Annotated in this window: 14 protein-coding genes and 1 pseudogene; 4 read left to right on the top strand and 11 right to left on the bottom strand. The window is 32.7% G+C overall.

Translation table 11 applies throughout. The annotated features are described in order from the left end of the window. Positions 1 to 31 precede the first annotated feature (31 nt). A pseudogene (locus tag DMB71_RS12995) lies at positions 32 to 691 on the bottom strand (AAA family ATPase); the annotation flags it as partial. A gap of 2 nt (positions 692 to 693) precedes the next feature. On the opposite strand from DMB71_RS12995, the gene DMB71_RS12990 reads away from it, so the two are divergent. Continuing rightward, positions 694 to 2,460, top strand: a complete 1,767-nt coding sequence (locus tag DMB71_RS12990; RefSeq protein WP_239452966.1) for a type VI secretion system baseplate subunit TssF — start codon at positions 694 to 696, stop codon at positions 2,458 to 2,460. Between the two features lie 64 nt (positions 2,461 to 2,524). Here DMB71_RS12990 and DMB71_RS12985 read toward each other — a convergent pair whose 3' ends face one another. From DMB71_RS12985 to murQ, 10 genes are all read right to left on the bottom strand, one after another. Further along, positions 2,525 to 4,309, bottom strand: coding sequence for a cytochrome-c peroxidase (locus DMB71_RS12985; RefSeq protein ID WP_111366740.1), 1,785 nt, complete (start codon positions 4,307 to 4,309; stop codon positions 2,525 to 2,527). 68 nt (positions 4,310 to 4,377) lie between these two features. Beyond that, complete coding sequence (locus tag DMB71_RS12980) at positions 4,378 to 5,856, bottom strand: PhoX family protein (RefSeq protein ID WP_111366738.1); 1,479 nt, start codon at positions 5,854 to 5,856, stop codon at positions 4,378 to 4,380. 162 nt (positions 5,857 to 6,018) lie between these two features. Next, positions 6,019 to 6,648 carry a 3'-5' exonuclease gene (locus tag DMB71_RS12975; RefSeq protein WP_111366736.1) on the bottom strand — a complete coding sequence of 210 codons (630 nt, stop codon included), beginning with the start codon at positions 6,646 to 6,648 and terminating at the stop codon, positions 6,019 to 6,021. A gap of 2 nt (positions 6,649 to 6,650) precedes the next feature. Continuing rightward, positions 6,651 to 8,570 carry a DUF294 nucleotidyltransferase-like domain-containing protein gene (locus DMB71_RS12970; RefSeq protein ID WP_111366734.1) on the bottom strand — a complete coding sequence of 640 codons (1,920 nt, stop codon included), beginning with the start codon at positions 8,568 to 8,570 and terminating at the stop codon, positions 6,651 to 6,653. A gap of 268 nt (positions 8,571 to 8,838) precedes the next feature. Next, positions 8,839 to 9,210, bottom strand: coding sequence for a DNA topoisomerase IV (locus DMB71_RS12965; protein ID WP_111366732.1), 372 nt, complete (start codon positions 9,208 to 9,210; stop codon positions 8,839 to 8,841). A 131-nt stretch (positions 9,211 to 9,341) separates the two neighbouring features. Further along, the gene (locus DMB71_RS12960; RefSeq protein ID WP_111366730.1) at positions 9,342 to 9,806 is read right to left on the bottom strand and encodes a hypothetical protein; all 465 of its coding nucleotides are present in this window, start codon (positions 9,804 to 9,806) and stop codon (positions 9,342 to 9,344) included. 15 nt (positions 9,807 to 9,821) lie between these two features. Continuing rightward, positions 9,822 to 10,397 (bottom strand): DUF1572 family protein, encoded by a 576-nt coding sequence (locus DMB71_RS12955; RefSeq protein WP_111366728.1) that lies wholly within the window; start codon positions 10,395 to 10,397, stop codon positions 9,822 to 9,824. A 2-nt stretch (positions 10,398 to 10,399) separates the two neighbouring features. After that, a complete protein-coding gene (locus DMB71_RS12950; RefSeq protein ID WP_111366726.1) occupies positions 10,400 to 10,972 on the bottom strand; it encodes a pentapeptide repeat-containing protein in 573 nt (190 codons plus the stop codon). 157 nt (positions 10,973 to 11,129) lie between these two features. Then, positions 11,130 to 11,351 carry a DUF6095 family protein gene (locus DMB71_RS12945; protein WP_111366962.1) on the bottom strand — a complete coding sequence of 74 codons (222 nt, stop codon included), beginning with the start codon at positions 11,349 to 11,351 and terminating at the stop codon, positions 11,130 to 11,132. Between the two features lie 187 nt (positions 11,352 to 11,538). Then, entirely contained in the window at positions 11,539 to 12,351 is an 813-nt protein-coding gene (murQ, locus tag DMB71_RS12940) for an N-acetylmuramic acid 6-phosphate etherase (RefSeq protein WP_111366724.1), read from the bottom strand. A 169-nt stretch (positions 12,352 to 12,520) separates the two neighbouring features. Here murQ and DMB71_RS12935 point away from each other — a divergent pair, with 169 nt between their 5' ends. The 3 genes from DMB71_RS12935 (at position 12,521) to DMB71_RS12925 (ending at position 17,405) form a co-directional block, all read left to right on the top strand. Next, complete coding sequence (locus DMB71_RS12935) at positions 12,521 to 13,666, top strand: helix-turn-helix domain-containing protein (RefSeq protein WP_111366722.1); 1,146 nt, start codon at positions 12,521 to 12,523, stop codon at positions 13,664 to 13,666. Positions 13,667 to 13,826: 160 nt separating this feature from the next. Further along, positions 13,827 to 14,873, top strand: a complete 1,047-nt coding sequence (locus DMB71_RS12930; protein ID WP_239452965.1) for a helix-turn-helix domain-containing protein — start codon at positions 13,827 to 13,829, stop codon at positions 14,871 to 14,873. A 153-nt stretch (positions 14,874 to 15,026) separates the two neighbouring features. Continuing rightward, a complete protein-coding gene (locus DMB71_RS12925) occupies positions 15,027 to 17,405 on the top strand; it encodes a TonB-dependent receptor domain-containing protein (protein ID WP_111366718.1) in 2,379 nt (792 codons plus the stop codon). Positions 17,406 to 17,450: the final 45 nt, after the last annotated feature.

Below are 17,450 nucleotides of genomic sequence, written 5' to 3'. Positions count from 1 at the left end.
TCTTAGCGTTTTTTTATTTGATAAGGTTTAATTAATTCTCAACTGAAATAGGTTCTGTTATAACCCATTTTACTTCATTATCTTCAATAATTACGGAAATAGTATCGTTGTCTTTTACCTCTCCAGATATTATTTTCTTTGCTAAAGGCCTTCTTAAATGCGTTCTAATAATGTTTTTGATAGGTCTTGCACCATATTTGGCATTATATCCGTTTTCAGCGAGATACAGTTTTGTTTCTAATGGAATCTCTATTGTAAGATTGCTATTTTTTAATAAATCGACGAATTCTTTTTTAAGGTGAATTTCAAAGATTTTTAATGCATTTTCCTTGCTGATTGGAGCAAAGGGTACAATTTCAGTTAATCGTCCTAAAAATTCAGGCCTGAAATAATTAGCCATGATTTCCATTAACGAACTTGATGCTGGAATTTCGCCATTATTAAAGGTATTAACGATATGATCTGCACCAATATTTGAGGTAAAAAGTATAATGGCATTAGAGAAATCACCTTCTTTTCCTAAACGATCGTGCAGTTTTCCTTCGTCCATAATCTGTAGAAATACATCAAAGACGGAAGGATGTGCTTTTTCAATTTCATCAAACAGAACAATAGAATACGGTTTTTGTCTAATCTTGTTGACTAATAATCCACCTTCTTCGTAACCAACATAGCCAGGAGGCGCACCGTGAGATGGAAACATCTTTTGATCCTGTAGTATCAATGATGCTTAATGCATTGTCTTACGAGTTAGAAAAAGTAGCTCATGAGCTTGAAGACTCTAAAACAAGAGTTGTAGAAAGAGTTCTGGAAATTATGTTTCCAGAAGTTACAACAGGAGTAAAACCTGCAAGAGCAATTTTGCATGCTTTGCCAATAGAGAATAATATGAAAGTTTCACTGCAGAATCAGATGTCGGCAAATCGAAGAATTCATAATATTTACAATCCTTTAGCGCCAATTACTAAAGAGATTGCGCTATCGCCAACATTAGAAGTAAAGCTGTCGTCTGCAGAGATAAAATATGTGGCTTATGAGCGTAATTTGTTCGAGGTTTCGAATCTTTTTTACAAAGATAGCATACAAGATTATAATAATTCACTACCTTCTGGTGTCGTGTTCTTAGGAATTGAATTAACCAATCCGAAAGTTGAGGATATTGAAGATTTAATGTTATATATTGACATTAAAAATATACATCAGAAAGAAATGTTTCATTATTATTTAAAGCAAATGAAATGCTTTCATGATGATATACAAATTGCCGTAGAAGAAGGTTACAATGTTACTGTAAACAATATTGATATAGAAAATATTATCAATCGTAATTACACGCATTTGAGTGAAATTATGCAGGAAGTAAACGAGTTTTATTTTGATAATTTTTATACACTGAAAGGGGCTTTAAAGTATAAACCTCTTAATGAATACAGTGCAGAATATAAACGCTTTGAAGTTGCAACAGAAAGAAATGATAATCCGATTATTTGGGTAAAAATGATTTTTCCAGAATCGTTAATTCCGCAAATATTAGATAATGTTTCTTTTACGGCAAACTGCTTTCCTGTAATTAATAAAAAGAAGCATATTATCAATAAAACGCTGGGTAATTTCTTGTCATACATTGCATTAGAAACAGACAATAATTTCTATCTGGATGTTGATACCGTCATCGATGGATTCAATAATCACTATGAAATAAAAGAATTTAAAGACGGTGTGCTTGAAGAAGGAAATGCCGTATTAAGAACAGGTGGTGTTTCGAGATTCGATTCTAGAAGTGCATCAGAATTGCTTCAAAATGTATTAGACTTGCTAAAGGACGAAAGTTCCTCTTTTGCAGGTTTGGGTAAAGACTTTATGAACAGTTCTTTGGTTGAAATTAATCAGCTTTTAGCCTCTGTGGAACAGCAGGCAAGAGAAAGCAGTTTTTCTAAAAATAATGATCCTTACCTAATGATTAAGCCAAAGATTGACGAATCTATAGGAAAGTCATTTGCGATACATTATTGGTCAACTTGTGCAGAAGAAGGAAATGACATCAAAGCAGGAACCGTTTTAGAATCTAAAGACGATTTGCTGTTTGTAAGTAAAGAAGCAGTTTTGGTTACCAATACTGTGGGCGGAATGAACAAGCAGAATAATAAAGACCGTATTTTGGCTTATAGAAATGCTTTACTTACTCGTGGCAGAATCGTAACATTTGCAGACATAAAAGCGTTTGGGTTTAATCATTTTAAAAGCTGTTTAACAGATATTAGAATCGAAAAAGGAACTCGAAAAGAAATTTCTGTAAAAGCAGGTTTTAGTAGAACGGTAGATATTTATCTAAAAATAAATGCAACAGAGAGAAATTATCTATCAACTACAGAATGGGATTATTTGTGCGAAAGTTTTATAAAAAACTTAAAAAATAGATCATCAAATGTATTTCCTTATCGTCTTTTCATAGAAGAATAAAAAATAGAAAACGCCGAAAAAAATACTTTTCGGCGTTTTTGTTTAATAGAGATTTATTTTGGTTTTACTGGTATTTCTTGTCCGTTAGTGTTTTCATAAAAGCAACAAGCGCTTTTTCTTCTTTTACAGTTAAATTCAGTTTATCAAAAGGAAGCGTTTGGTTTTCTACTTTGTAGCCTAAACCAATTCCACCACCTTTATTGTAAAAAGAAACCACTTCTTCTAACGTTTTAAAAACTCCGTTGTGCATGTATGGAGCGGTAACGGCAGCATTTCTTACTGTAGGCGTTTTAAAAGCACCGACTAACTGAGGCATTTGGTTGTAAATGTAACGGCCTTTATCTGGACTTAAAGCTTTTCCTGAAGGATCATTTGGAGTTCCGATAACTTCGTGCTCGGTTTTGGAATAACTTGGCGGAACGGTTCCGTTAAACAGAGGCGTAAAATGGCAGGTTGCGCATTTGGCTTTTCCCATAAAAAGGTTCATTCCTTCGATTTCCAAATCGTTTAGAGCATTTTTATTTCCTCTCATGTATTCATCAAATTTCGAATCAAAAGAGTTTAAAGAACGCACATAACTCGCAATAGCATTTTGAATCTGCCACGCTTCTGGTTTTGAGATTTTTGGATAAGCTTTTTTGAATAATTTTACATATTCTTTATCAAGCTGAATTTTAGCGTGAATATTTTCCATCGAACCATGCATTTCGTCTTTATTCTGAATCACATCTACACTTTGTTTTTCTAAATCCAACTGACGCATATCCCAAAATTGAGCATTCTGCAAAGAAGCATAGGTTAGAGTAGGAGTGTTTCGCGGTAAATTCATTCCCGTTAATGAAACATTGGTTTTTAAACCGTCTGTAAAAGCCTTTTCTGGATTATGGCAAGTTGCACAGCTTCGGTCATTGTTTTTTGAAAGACTTGTATCATAAAACAATTTTTCGCCTAAAATCGCTTTTTCTTTAGTAAAATTATATTCTTTAGAAAGTACAAAAGCATTTACATCAAAAGCATCTTTGTCAAATAGAGTTTCAATTGTTGGTTTTAGAGGACTGCTTTTCTTTATATTTTTGATATTTTCTTTTTTCTGAAAAGTTTTCAGTTTTTTCGAAATCGGATTTAGATATTCAGTTATAAAAACGGCACGATTGAAAGCATTGAAATTATTATTTTCAGAGCAGTATTTTTGTGCGTTTTTGGTTAATTCTCTTAATTCAGATACCGATTTATTATTCATATTAATCTTTTCAAGCGTTTCTGGAATTGAGATTAAACTCTGTCCAGCTTCTGGAATTGAAGACTGTAAAATCGGACTGTCAAAGCCTGTTATTCCTAATGCAATAACTCTAAAAACATTCTGTTGCATGGCATCCAAAACGTAATCATCGCTAATGGTAATCACTTCAAAAGTGCTTTTAAGCTGTTTTATATTCGATTGAAAAATATTCAATTCTCTCGTTAAATCTTCTTTGCTTTCGGGATTGTATTCAGGATAAATCATTTCTTCCATAACCTGAAAACCATGGGGTTCAAAAGATCGGTTTTCTTCCAATTCCATTTCATCCAAAGCAGGACCATTCATAAATCTGGCGGTTTCAGGAATGAAATATTCAATTGCCCATTCGACTTTTTTGTATGCCAGACGTGATTTTTTAAATTGTTCTACAATTTCTTTCTGCGAAGAATTGCTTTTTGCAAGTTTTTGAAATTGAGTAATTTCATTGCCAAGTTTACTTAAGTCTACAAGTAATTCTTGTTTAACCGTTGGTTTTGAGGTTTCACTTTCTTTGCATGAAAAGAAAAAAGAAAGCAGTAGGAATAGAAAAGTAAAATGTTTTAATTTCATAGTGGAGTTGTAATAAAAACAACCCTTATCGCAAAATAAGGGTTGTCAATAGATTTTGGTAGAAATTATTAGCGTTGTACGTTTCTAATAATTACAGTTTGTCCTCCCTCTTTGTTAGTTTGAGTTCCTGAACCATCAGCATTTTTAAACGCATCACTTTGCCAAGTATGAGGGTGAATATTTACAGTGAAAGTATCTGGAACACCAATGATATCTGAGATGTCTTGCATAGCTCCAAATTCCCAGCTTCCAAATCTCATTTCGCCAGTTTGGTTGTAAAGTGTGTTCCAAGCTGTATCTGTCCTTTTGTGGTTCATGTTTAACCACGGTTTATTTTGTTTTGTAGCGATATTGTATTGCCAGATGTATGAATCGTGTTTTGCGTCTGCATAATAACTATCACCATCTTCCTGAATGTAAACGTAGTTTTCAGTCACGCATAAATTATCAGGATTGATAATTCCAGTTCCAGGAGTACTGTCACCTTCAACAGCCAATTCTAAAGTTCCTTTTAATGGGTTTGTTGCGTCTAATTTTACTTTATAAACTCTTCCCCACATTGTATATCCGTCAACAGGAGCGTTGTTAGTTGCCTGACCAGTTGCTGTAAAATAGATTTCTCTATTGTTGCTTGCACTTCCTTTTCTATAATCTACATCTTCAACTCTTGAAAAACGAATTGCTTTTAAGTCATTAACCGTTGTATTGATTACAGCACCAGTTAAGTTTTTAGCATTTGGAATTTCAACAAATTCAACTGGGTATGAATTGTTTAACTTGATAGTCGTTTCAACCTGATTTCCATCAGTTCTTTTTAAAGCATATAATTTTCCGTTAGATAAATCACCAACTGTACTAACATACATAATCAGCTGACCAGCACTTACATGAGAGGTTGCATACGATTGATCTTCACCTATTAAAATAACTGTTTTTCCAGGATAAGCCTCTTTTGGAAGCGGAACAGCATTTTCCATACTTGCTTTTCCTAAAGCTGGTAAAACTCTGTCAGTTCTAGCTTTATCAGAAGATAATCCAAGAGGATTAATTCCGTGAACCATACTTTCTTGTCCGCTTTCTCCTGCAGTTAAAAAGATTGGCCCAAATCCGTGAATTTCTGGAGTTGCCAAAGTAGCAGAACATAAGCGAGTAAGACCTCCAACGCCATCAACGATATAATCTCCTTTTACAGGTTTGAAAGTTTTATCTAAATAAACTCTTGATACAGATTGAATGATTTCGTGGTTAGTAATCATAATGTATCCATCGCTATTTGGATCTTTCATTAATCCAGCTCCGTCTGGCTGTGCTCCATAAACAAAAGAAGGTGAATTTGGAAGAACATCTGCACTTGTAATTAAAGTACTGATTTTTAAGTTTTCAAAACCTGTTTGAGCATACACAAAAGGAGGTACTTTTGAATGTGAAGTAAAATCGATACTTGCGTTTACATCGTTTTTTGAATCTTTGTCATCATTTTGACAGCTTATTGCAGAAAGACCCGCAAGTCCAAGCAAGGTAATTGATTTTAAAAAGTTAGCTTTCATAAGTGTTTTTTATTTTTTTGATTAAGGCAAAGCTATCTCTCCAAAACAAATTACAAGTTATGTTAATTTTTTCTTAATGCTAATAAATGTAAGTCTTGTATTATGAAAAAGTAAATTAAAGGTTTCGAATGTAAATTTAAGATTCCCAAAAAAATCTTAAAACTATTTGAAGAGCTGATTTAGATTAGTTGCTTTCTTCTCTTTCAGTTTTTTAACAATTTTGAGAAAAGCAATCGCAGTTATGTATGCGTCTCCCAAAGCAGTGTGACGATCTTTTTTTGAAATATCAAATTTATCAGCCAAATCATCTAAGGTATAATGATCTTTTCGCTCAAATAAATGTGATTGAATTAATGTCTTTTTGTATAAATAACCCGTATCTAACGTTTGGTTTTGCAATTGCGAGAGCCCATTGCGTTCTAAAGCTCTATTAATCATCGTAACATCAAAAATGGTATGATGTGCAATGATTATGGAATCTCCTAGAAAATCCAAAAACTGCTGTAAAGCTTCTAATTCGGTAGGACGTTTAACGAGCAGATCTTTTAAAATGCCATGAATCTGGGCTGTCGATTTATCATAATGATCTTGTTCCAGATAAACTTCAAAGCTTTCCTGAACATTAATAATTCCGTTTTGAAGAACCAAGGCACCGATACATAAAATACGGTCATTATCATAATCAAAACCTGTAGTTTCGGTATCTAAAACTACGAAACGAGTTTCTTCGATCGTAATATTTTCATCGAATAGATTGTTTTCTTCTTTCTTCCAAAAATTGAATAAACTCATTATTATACTAGATTTGAGATATTAAAACGCACCGAAATAAGTTCCTGAAGTTCTTTTATAGTTTTAAAAGTACGTTTCAACTTAATTTTTTCCATTTTGGTTAAAGATTCCAATTCGATAAACTGACCCGAATCATGATGCAATAATCCTTGTTTAGTTCTGAATTTTAATAATGCTTTAAATGAATAAGAACATGATAAATACAATTCTCTGTTATTAGGTTCCAATTCAGCCAATTTCTCAAAACGTTCCGCCGTATTGCTGATTCCTTTTACCGAATGCGATAAAATTAAAACACGAGCGGCATCTGTCAATGGCATTAATGCTCTTCGTTTAATATCGAAATTGTCTTTGTTTGCGCCATCTTGTTCAACCAGAAATTGTCTAAAGAAACCGGTAGGAGAAGGGCTTTGCAAAGCACCGCTCACCAAATGCATATAAAAAATTGGATTCGCTTTTATGGTTTCAAAAATATAATCTGATAATTGATTTACAGTTTCGGAATCTCCATAAGTTTTGCTGTAATCGAAGAAAATAAACGAAAGTAAAACTTCATTTTTCCCTGGATTTGTAATCCAATGATGTACTTGAGTTTTCCATTCCTCCAGACTCATACACCATTTCGGACTTGAAGCCATCATATCGGCAGGGCAATAATCGTAACCAATTTCAAAAAGACCTTTATTTACAAGACTAGCAAATTTGTGAAAATACACTCTAGTTTCATCTCTAAAAACCTCATTGACATTTTCGTAAACAATCGCATTGTCCTGATCGGTATGCAGCATTTGTTCGCCACGTCCTTGGCTTCCTAGTGCTAACCATGCAAATTTTACAGGTGGCGGACTACTCATTTTTTCCAAACAAATTTCGATAACACGAGTCGTACAGGCTTCATTCAATTCAGTAATGATTTTGGTAATCAAAGTCATCGGAATATTTTGATCGAGATAACCTTGAAGCAATTGCATGATTCGGTTACGAATTGGCTTTATTTCCTTGATTTTTTTAGTACGTTTCAATGCTTTTATCAAAACCGCTGGATTATTTCCAAGCGCTACCATTACGTCGTGTTTCGATAAAATTCCGACCGCTTTGGTATTTACCGTTCCATCTTTCGTTAAACATAAATGGCTGATATTACTTTTCATCATGGCCATTTGCGCCTCAGTGACCGTCATTTTTTTCGGATACGTAATAACAGGCTTCGTCATTATGGTTTCTGCAGTTGTTGTTATCGGAAAATCGCCTGTAACTATTTTGTTTCGAAGATCTTTATCGGTCAAAATACCAATCGGAAGCATTTCATCAACAATTAAGATGGCGCCAACTTTCTTTTTATTCATAATCTTTGCCACTTCCTTAACCGTTGTTGACGGACTGCAGGTAACTATTTTTTTTGAGTATTTGATTGGCGCTAAATCAAATGAATGATTGCTGGAATGCAGATTTTCATTCAGCTGATCATCACCATATAATTTGTCTTTATGAATATCTGAATACGGATTTCGAGTATTTGAAGCATAACTCTCAATCAGGAAATTACCAACATTTCTATTTTCTAGCGCATAAGGTTTAAAAACGGCAATCGGAATAGCGTAAAGAATACTTTCTTCGTGCGCTACAGCTTCCATAATGTAATTTTCTTGTGCCAAAAGCGGACGAAGTCCAAAAATATCGCCTTCATCACACATGTCTAAAACCGTATTTTTAGTGCTTTTTTTCAAAGCTACAGCACCTTTGTGAACCACATAAAAGGAATCATGTGTTTTATCATTTTCAGCGAAAATTACCGAATCTTTTTCTTTATAAATAATGGAAATCTGTTCAGATAGTTTTTCTAAATCTCTCTGATGCAAAAAATTAAACGGCGGATATCCTTTTAGAAAGTCAGCTACTCTTTGCGAAATGGTATTTTTCATTTGGTTGGATTAAAGTTCTAATGTACTATTTAAAATAGAAATGTAAAAGAAACATTTTTGTTTTTTGAGTTGCAAAGGTACAGAGTAACAAAGCTTTTTCATTGATTTCTCGATCAGTTTGTCATTTCGACGAAGGAGAAATCTTCGCAAGTAGCTCCATGCAAACTGTTGCCAATCTTTGTAGAGTTTCTAACGGAGATTTCTCCTTCGTCGAAATGACAAAAATGAGTATAATAAAAAAAGCTCCCATTTGGAGCTTTTATATATTTTAATCCACTTTGTAAACCGTTCCTCTTTGTTTCTCCTCAGAACCAACTAAGCCAAATTCAAAAGTGTAAGAATCTTTAGAAGTCGTTAAAATCTTCATGCTGATTGCTTTTTCTTCAGCCATATTTTTTGGATGTTTTTTCTGCAACACATATTCGCAATCACTTACCCAACGAATGGTTGCCGTATCTGTTTTGCCTTCAAAAGTTTCGATTTCAATATCGTCTTTGCGCTCAAAATAAGTTGTTTTTTTTTCACCGTTGACTTCTGTTTCAAATTTGAATTTCCCAGTTTTGAAATCTTTGCAATTGTGTTCAGTATTATAACAAGACACTAAAGCCAATATTGGAAATAAGAATACTATTTTTTTCATTTTAATTAAGTTGTTTTTTAGGAGCTGATTCCTGCTGTCCGCTATATCTTTTGTGGCGAACCCCGCCACAAAAGGATGCCGCTTCCATCAGGGCTAGGGCATTAGGATTACAATAAACAGTTGTATTATAATTAGATTTTTTGAATATAAAACTCTTTCAGTTTTTTAGATTCTTTGATTTCTTCTCTCATTTCCTCTTTTGACTCACTTTTAATTGCTTTAGGCCAGATATGAAAACCTCCTTTTGTCATCGCTTTAATTTGTTGAAGAACGTTTGGCGAAAAATCAGCAAAAAAACTCAAGTCTTCCGGGTTATCCCAAAGACCCCAAATGCCGTTTTCGTCTATATCTCCAGCATAATTAATGATATGTGTTGGATAAGTTTTGACCATTTTAAGTTTAAAATCTTCCAAATTATAAGAGCCGTTCCATCGAAATGAGTCTACATCATCAATTCCAGAGCCTGTAATAATTGAATTTGCAAAACTTAATTCAATAGACATTTTATGTTGTGAGGGCGAATTAGAATAGCAATAAAATCCTTCCCATTCTCCGCTTGGTAAAAAGTGATGCGTTTCGTTATCTTTTGATTTCATATTTAGAAAGATAAATTATTTCAATCTCTTTAATTCATCATCGGTAAAGTTCTTGATTTCTTTTTCTTTGGCAAACTTTTCAGCATTATAATTTCCTGATTTATTTTTCGGAATCGATAAACTATTCCATTCGCTGTTTTTCAATTGTTTGGCATAAAAAACAATTTGTCCGACATGATAAGGATAATGCGCCAGCTGACGATTGATGGCTTCAATAACGGTATGACCTTCATTCCTAATATAAATAATATCTGAAAGCTGTTCTGGTTTTAAACTTTCCAAAGCATTTTCAAGACAATTCCAGCCTTTGTTCCAGATTTCCAAAACCTCTTCTTTAGATTGCAGATCGTTTTCAAATTCTGAATCACGATTTCGCCATTCTTTTTCACCATCAGAAGATAGAAAATCAGTCCAGCGCGAAAGCATGTTGCCAGAAATGTGTTTTATGATTGTAGCAATGCTGTTGGTGTCGTCATTAAAAGAAACGAAAAGCTGTGACGGTTCGAGTTGATCAATAGCTTTTTCTCCAAGCATTTTATAATACAAAAATTGCTTTTTGACACTTTCTAGGTAAGATTGATCTGCATTCATAATCAAACAATTTTAATGTCATACTTATCCAATAATCCAACAATTCCTTCAGTAGAAAACTGCGCTTTTTTCATCGGATTAAATTCAGGGTCAATTTTATAATTGTAAGCGGTTTTAAAATTAACTCCCGCCAATTGCGTTTCGTTAAAAATAGCGCCGTCAAGATTGCAATTGTCAAAAACAGAACTCGTTAAATTGGTTCCGATAAAAGTCACTTCACGCACAGAAGAATTGATAAACTTCGTTTTAGGCATTTTTTTATTCGAAAAAAGCGCATAATCTAGAACACAATCTTCAAAATAAACCTGAAATAAGAAATCGTCACATTCATTAAAAGCAATTCCGAGAAGCTTGCAGTTTTTAAAAGTGACATTTTTTAAACTTGTTCCTGCTAAACTCGTCATAGAGAGATTGCAGTCAATAAATTCGCAATCAAGAAAAGTATTAGAATTAAAATTGCTGTTGGAAAAATCACAGTTTTTAAAAACACAATCTTCAAACTCGCGATTGTTTATTTTCTTATCGATGTAAACAACTTTCTCAAATGTTTTCTGAATGTGAATTAGACTTTCCATTTTTTATAAAGTATTATATTTTGAAAATATTCTTTCTCTAGCTAATGAATAGATTCAAGAAGATTTTTTAGTTTTTTAATAGTTCGAGGATTTTTTATTTTATCAATTTCTTGATGAATCCATTTAATATCTTCTTCCATAAAAAAAAGATTTTCAATTAGTCATTAAATATACCTTTCATAATGATTTTCAACCCTAAAAAGATCAAAAGCATAGAAGAGAGACAAGCCATAATTCCGATTCCTAAAACTAGATAGTGCCAATTGTTGCTTTGATTCTGAAAAGCATTATAAATCAATGTTGGGCCAAGAAACATAAGAGGCAGAGCGCCTGATAAATATTTCACTCCTTTTTTTAGTAATTCTTTATTTGTTGCCATCTTTTTTGTTTCAGGTTTCAAGTTGTTTGACTTTTGTCTAACCGCAAAGGTCGCAAAGTTTTTTTACATTAGAAACTTTAATAAAACGCAAGGTTCGCAAAGCTTTGAAAAAACTTGCGAACCTTGCGTAAATCTTAGCTCCCGATAGCTATCGGGATTGCGGTTAAATTAACACCGTAAAAACTTTTTACTTTTTATAATTATCAACAGCATTTCTCACGCTGCCATATTTTTTTAATAATTCAGAAGCTTCATCATACGAAACTGAAATCTCGTCCATAATCATTTTTACACCACGATCAACGAGTTTTACATTGCTTAATTGCATATCGACCATTTTGTTTCCTCTTACTTTTCCAAGCTGAATCATTGCAGCGGTCGAAATCATGTTTAAAACCAATTTCTGTGCAGTTCCAGCTTTCATTCTAGAGCTTCCTGTAACGAACTCAGGTCCAACTACAACTTCAATAGGAAATTGAGCCGTCAATGCCAACGGACTTCCCGCATTACAAGTAATGCATCCTGTAACAATGTTATTTGCATTACAAGCTTCTAAACCGCTAATAACATAAGGAGTTGTACCAGAAGCGGCGATTCCGATTACGACATCATTTGAATGGATATTATGATTTTGAAGATCGATCCAAGCGTTGGTTGTACTGTCTTCAGCGTTTTCTACAGCACGTCTGATGGCAGTATCTCCGCCAGCAATAATGCCATTTACTAAATCAAACGGAACACCAAATGTAGGCGGACATTCAGAAGCGTCAACAACACCAAGTCGGCCAGAGGTTCCTGCTCCAATATAAAACAATCTGCCGCCTAACTTTAATTTGTCGACTATCTGCGGAATCAAAGCTTCGATTTGTGGCAAAGCCTTTTCGACAGCATAAGGAACAGTTTTGTCTTCTTGATTAATATTAGATAGCAATTCATGAACAGACATTTTCTCTAAATGCTCATATTTTGATGCTTGTTCCGTGGTTTTCGTAAATGTCATTTTATAGTTGTTTAGACGCGTCAAAATTAATATATTTTATCCCAATCTCGCAAAGTTCAAAGCTTTATAATCTTCATTTTCTTTTATTTTTTTTGAATAAAGACGCTTCTTTCCCATCATTGTTACATAAACTAAAATATTATATTTGTTTTATATTCATCAAAAATAAATGGACAAATTAGATTTACTACAGGGAATTGCTAGAATTTCTGTTTTCGTTTCCTTATTAATGGCATTTTTTCTGCTGACTGTTAAAACAGAAAATAAACTGGCAAACCGCATTTTTGCTTTGTTTTTTATTTTTTCGGCTATAGATCTTAGCGGTTTTTTTATGTACTTGTATACAGAAGATCACAGAAATCTAGAAATCTTTAGAGCAACCTTTTGTCTGTTAGGAATGCCGTCATTTTATTTTTATGTATTAGCCGTTTGCTATTCAGATTTTCGATTGAAATGGAAACATTTAATCCATCTGCTTCCATTTATAATAGTCAATTTAATTTTTATGCCTAGGATATATTTAAGTATTGTAAATGGAAGTTTCATTGGCCCATTAAATGAAATGTCTGAAATCTATTTTATTCAGGTTTTAATTGAATTGCAGTATATTTTTTATATCGTAAGCGTATTTCTGATTTTGAAGAAGTATAAAGAAATCTATTTGGAGAATTATGCCAATACAGGTATTTCGACTTACAAATGGCTTTTTCAAATGACTTGCGTATTTCTAGTTGCGCATTCTATTGTAGCATTAAAAAATGTACTTCGATATAGCGGTTTTAGAGAAGTTTTTTTATGGGCAAATGTACTTGTTGGAACTATTGCTTTATTTATAACTTGTTGGTTTATAATGAAAGCGTTAAAACATCCAGAGCTTTTTAGAGGAGTAAATTCTAAATTAAAACTAACCAAAGATATTCTGCCTGAAGTTGAAGAAAAAACAGAAACAATCAATGAGCAAAACGCTCTGATTAAAACCCAGATCACGACATTAAAACAATATATGGCAGAAAAAGAGCCGTTTCTTGATCCGTCACTTACGATTCAGGAACTGGCGAATCAAATTAATATGCCTGTCAGAGATTTATCTGTTTTGATTAATCATCATATGGACCAGCATTTTTTTGATTTTGTGAATGAATATCGCATTCAGAAAGCGATGAGTATTTTAAAAGATCAATCGAAAAACCAGCTTACGGTATTGGAAATATTGTATGAAGTTGGTTTTAATTCGAAATCTTCATTTAATACTTCTTTTAAAAAACATACAAATCTTACACCTACAGTTTATCGAAACACTATAAATTTATTCTAACTTCTGATGAATTTATGTTTAAGAACTAAAATATTATATTTGTTAAATAATCAAAAAAGTAATGAATATAGTCACTTTTTTAAATGGTATGGCCGGAATATCAGTTTTTGTTTCCTTATTGCTGGCCTTTTTTTTACTCACTGTGCAAACAAAAAATAAATTGGCAAATAGGCTATTTGCGAGCTATTTGATATTTTTTGCCATTGATAATAGCGGTATTTTCATCGATGAGAACTTCATTATACATCATTTTAATTTCGAATTTTTTAGATGGACTATTTGTACGTTAGTACTGCCAGCTTTCTATCTTTATGTTGTATCCGTTTGTTTTGCTGATTTTAGATTGCGTTCAAAGCATTTGTTGCATTTAGTTCCGTTTGTTCTAACAAATGTGGTTTTCTTGTTTAGACTCTATCTTTTAAATGAAGCCCAAAAAAGACTGTTTTATGACCATCGTGACCAATCGCCAGAAATGTTTTATTTGTTTCTTATTCTAGGTTTACAAATAGTCGTTTATAGCGTAGGCGTCTTTTTGGTTTTGAAAAAGTACAGAGAAATATTTCAGGAAAATTATACGAATCCGAGAACTTCTATTTTTAAATGGTTGTTTCAGATCTCTATGGCACTTTTTGTTTTGTATTACCTATCAATAGCCAAAAATATATTGCGATATGCTGCTGTTGATTTCTTATGGTGGTCTAACACCATATTGCAGTTTTGGGTTTTGACGATCACCTGTTGGTTTGTTTTAAAAGCGCTGAATTATCCTGAACTTTTTAGAGGCATCGATTCTAAATTGTTATTATCAAGAGATATTCTTCCTAAAAAGAATATTGAAAGTACTGATGCAAAAGACAGCCAAAACGAAATAATTGCAAAGCAGATTCAGGCATTGAAACACTATATGACAGAAAAAGAACCTTTTCTTGATCCGTCGCTTACAATTCAGGAACTTTCCAATCAAATTGAAATTCCGGTTCGAGATTTATCTGTTTTGATTAATCATCATATCGATCAGCATTTTTTTGATTTTGTGAATGAATATCGCATTCAAAAAGCGATGGGAATTCTTAAAAATCCTTCCAAAAAAGATCTAACGGTTTTAGAAATCTTGTACGAAGTAGGATTTAATTCAAAATCATCTTTTAATACTTCGTTCAAAAAATATACCAATTTAACACCAACGGCTTACCGAAACGCTTTATAATTAAGGTTTTGTAAAAAGTCGTACTTCATACCAAATAAAGTCGAACCAATTTCTATTTAGGAAATTGGTTCGACTTTTTTTTGTCGGTCGCATACGCAGATTTTCTAAGGCAACTTTGCTTCAAATTAATCGAACAAGTTAAAATTAGAAATCATGAAAAAATTAAATCTCCTAATCTTTTTACTATTGCCTTTGTTTTGTTTAGCACAATCAACATTAAAAGGAAAAGTAGCCAGTGAAACAAAAGTTCTAGAATGGGCAGAAATTTCAATATTAAATAAAGAAGGAAAAATTATCGATGGAACTACAACTAAAAAAGACGGTTCTTTTGAAATAAATCTTAAAAACGCTATTTATAAAATAGAAATCAATCTTTTAGGATTTACTAACTATGAAAAAGAAATTTCGCTAGAAAAAAATACCGATTTAGGAACTATTATTCTCAAAGAAAATGAAACCAAATTAGTTGAAGTTTTGGTTCAGTCTAAAAAGAAAACCATCGAACAGAAAACAGATCGCTTGGTTTATAACCTCGAAAACAATGTTACAACAACTGGAGGAGATGCTTTAACAGCCATTAATACAGCGCCTGGAGTTGTAGTAAAGAATGATGTAATTACCATTTTAGGAAAAGGAACTTCACGCGTGATGATAGACGGGCGTTTGATCGAATTGACTGGCGAGGAATTGAATAATTTCTTGAAATCAATTTCTGCAGCAGATATTAAGAATATTGAAATTATAAGCAATCCGCCAGCAAAATATGAAGCTGATGGGACTGGAGGATTGATAAATATTATTATGAAAAAAGGGGTTCGTGATTCTTGGAAAAATTCGACGACAGTTTCTTATGAACAAAATAAATACGGAATCTATACTTTGAGAGATAATTTTTTCTACAGTAAAAATAAGTTTAGATTTTCGGCAAGTGTAAATGGTAAAACAGGTTATAAAAATTCTACAGAGAATTTGGACATGTATTTTCCTGATGGACTTTCAACAATGAGAGCTGATACAAAAATTAAAAGCGAGAATTTTTCAGGAAAATTGGCTTTAGATTATGATTTATCACCGCGCACTTCTGTTGGTTTTCAGTTTATGAATGATAGAAATAATCCAGATTTTGGTTCAGATATAAGAATCGAAAAGTATAATACGCAAAACGAATTACAGCATGTAACATTAAATAAAAGTTTTACAGATAATGGTTCTAAAAATCAGACTTATAATGCGCATTTCATTACAAAGTTGGATTCGCTAAACCGAAAATTGTCTTTTGATGTAGATTATTTTGATTATAGTTCAAAATTCGATAGAAATTTTATAGCTAACGATTATAATCCAGATATGGAATTTATTGACCTTAATCAGGCAGGAAGAAATATTTCTAACCAGGATATTGATAATTGGAGTTTTAAGGCAGATATGGAACACCCTTTTCAATCGTTTAATTTATCTTATGGAGCAAAAATGAGTTTTACCAATAGCATAAGCGATGTCGTTTTTTACAATACTGCTACTGGAACTCCAGAATTAGATCCTAGTCAATCAAATCGATTTAAATACACTGAAAATAATCAGGCGGTTTACATTAACGGAGATAAAAAAATAAACGAAAAGTGGAATCTTCAATTGGGGTTACGACTTGAAAATACGCAGACTAATGGGTTTTCTGAAACCATAAATCAGGAAAATACAAATAATTATTTGAAGCTGTTTCCGACTTTTTATGCTTCTTACAAGAAAAACGAGAACAATAGTTTTAGTTTCAATTATGGGAAAAGAATCAATAGACCTCGTTTTGATTTGCTGAATCCGTTTAGAGTTTATATTAATAGCAATAGTTATTCTGAGGGAAATCCGTTTTTAAAGCCTTCATTTAGTGATAATTTTGAATTGGCGCATTCTTATAAAGAAGTTTTAAGAACAAGTGTTTTTGTAAATGCCATTACAAACGGATATGGAATTGTTTTTACCTCAAACCCAGAAACAAATACGCAAATCGTAACGCGTGAGAATTATTATAATGGTTTGAATTACGGTGTTGGGGAAACTTATTCGGCAACTTTTGCAGACTGGTGGCAAAGCGAAAATACATTGTACTTTTTGGGATCTGAAACGAAGTTTATAAACGGCATAAATGCAACGCCTTCAAATAGTTTACAGATTGATTTTACGACAAATAATACATTTGTTTTAGGGAAAAACACGAAACTTCAAATTGATTTCAATTATAGTTCACCTTTTAAAAGTGGATTATATGAAATAGGATACGCTTCGAGTTTTGATATTGGTTTCAAACAAGATTTGTTGAATAAAACGCTTCAGATTGCCTTTTTAGCTAATGATATTTTTAATACTTCTTATTTAAAAGATTTTACTTCGGTGGTCAATGGTGTGAAACAGGTTTATAGCCAAAATGAAAGTAATCGTTTTGTGCGTTTGTCTGTGGTTTACAATTTTGGAAATAAAAAGATCAACGTTAAAGAACGCAATTTCGGAAATCAAGAGGAGAGAAAGAGAGCTAATTAATGAGCCAATGTGTCAATTGGATAATGAGATAATTTTCTAATTGAC

Source organism: Flavobacterium tistrianum (genome assembly GCF_003254545.1).
GTDB lineage: Bacteria > Bacteroidota > Bacteroidia > Flavobacteriales > Flavobacteriaceae > Flavobacterium > Flavobacterium tistrianum.
The sequence above is the reverse complement of the archived record's forward strand: the minus strand, read 5'-3'. Positions and strand labels throughout refer to the sequence as shown.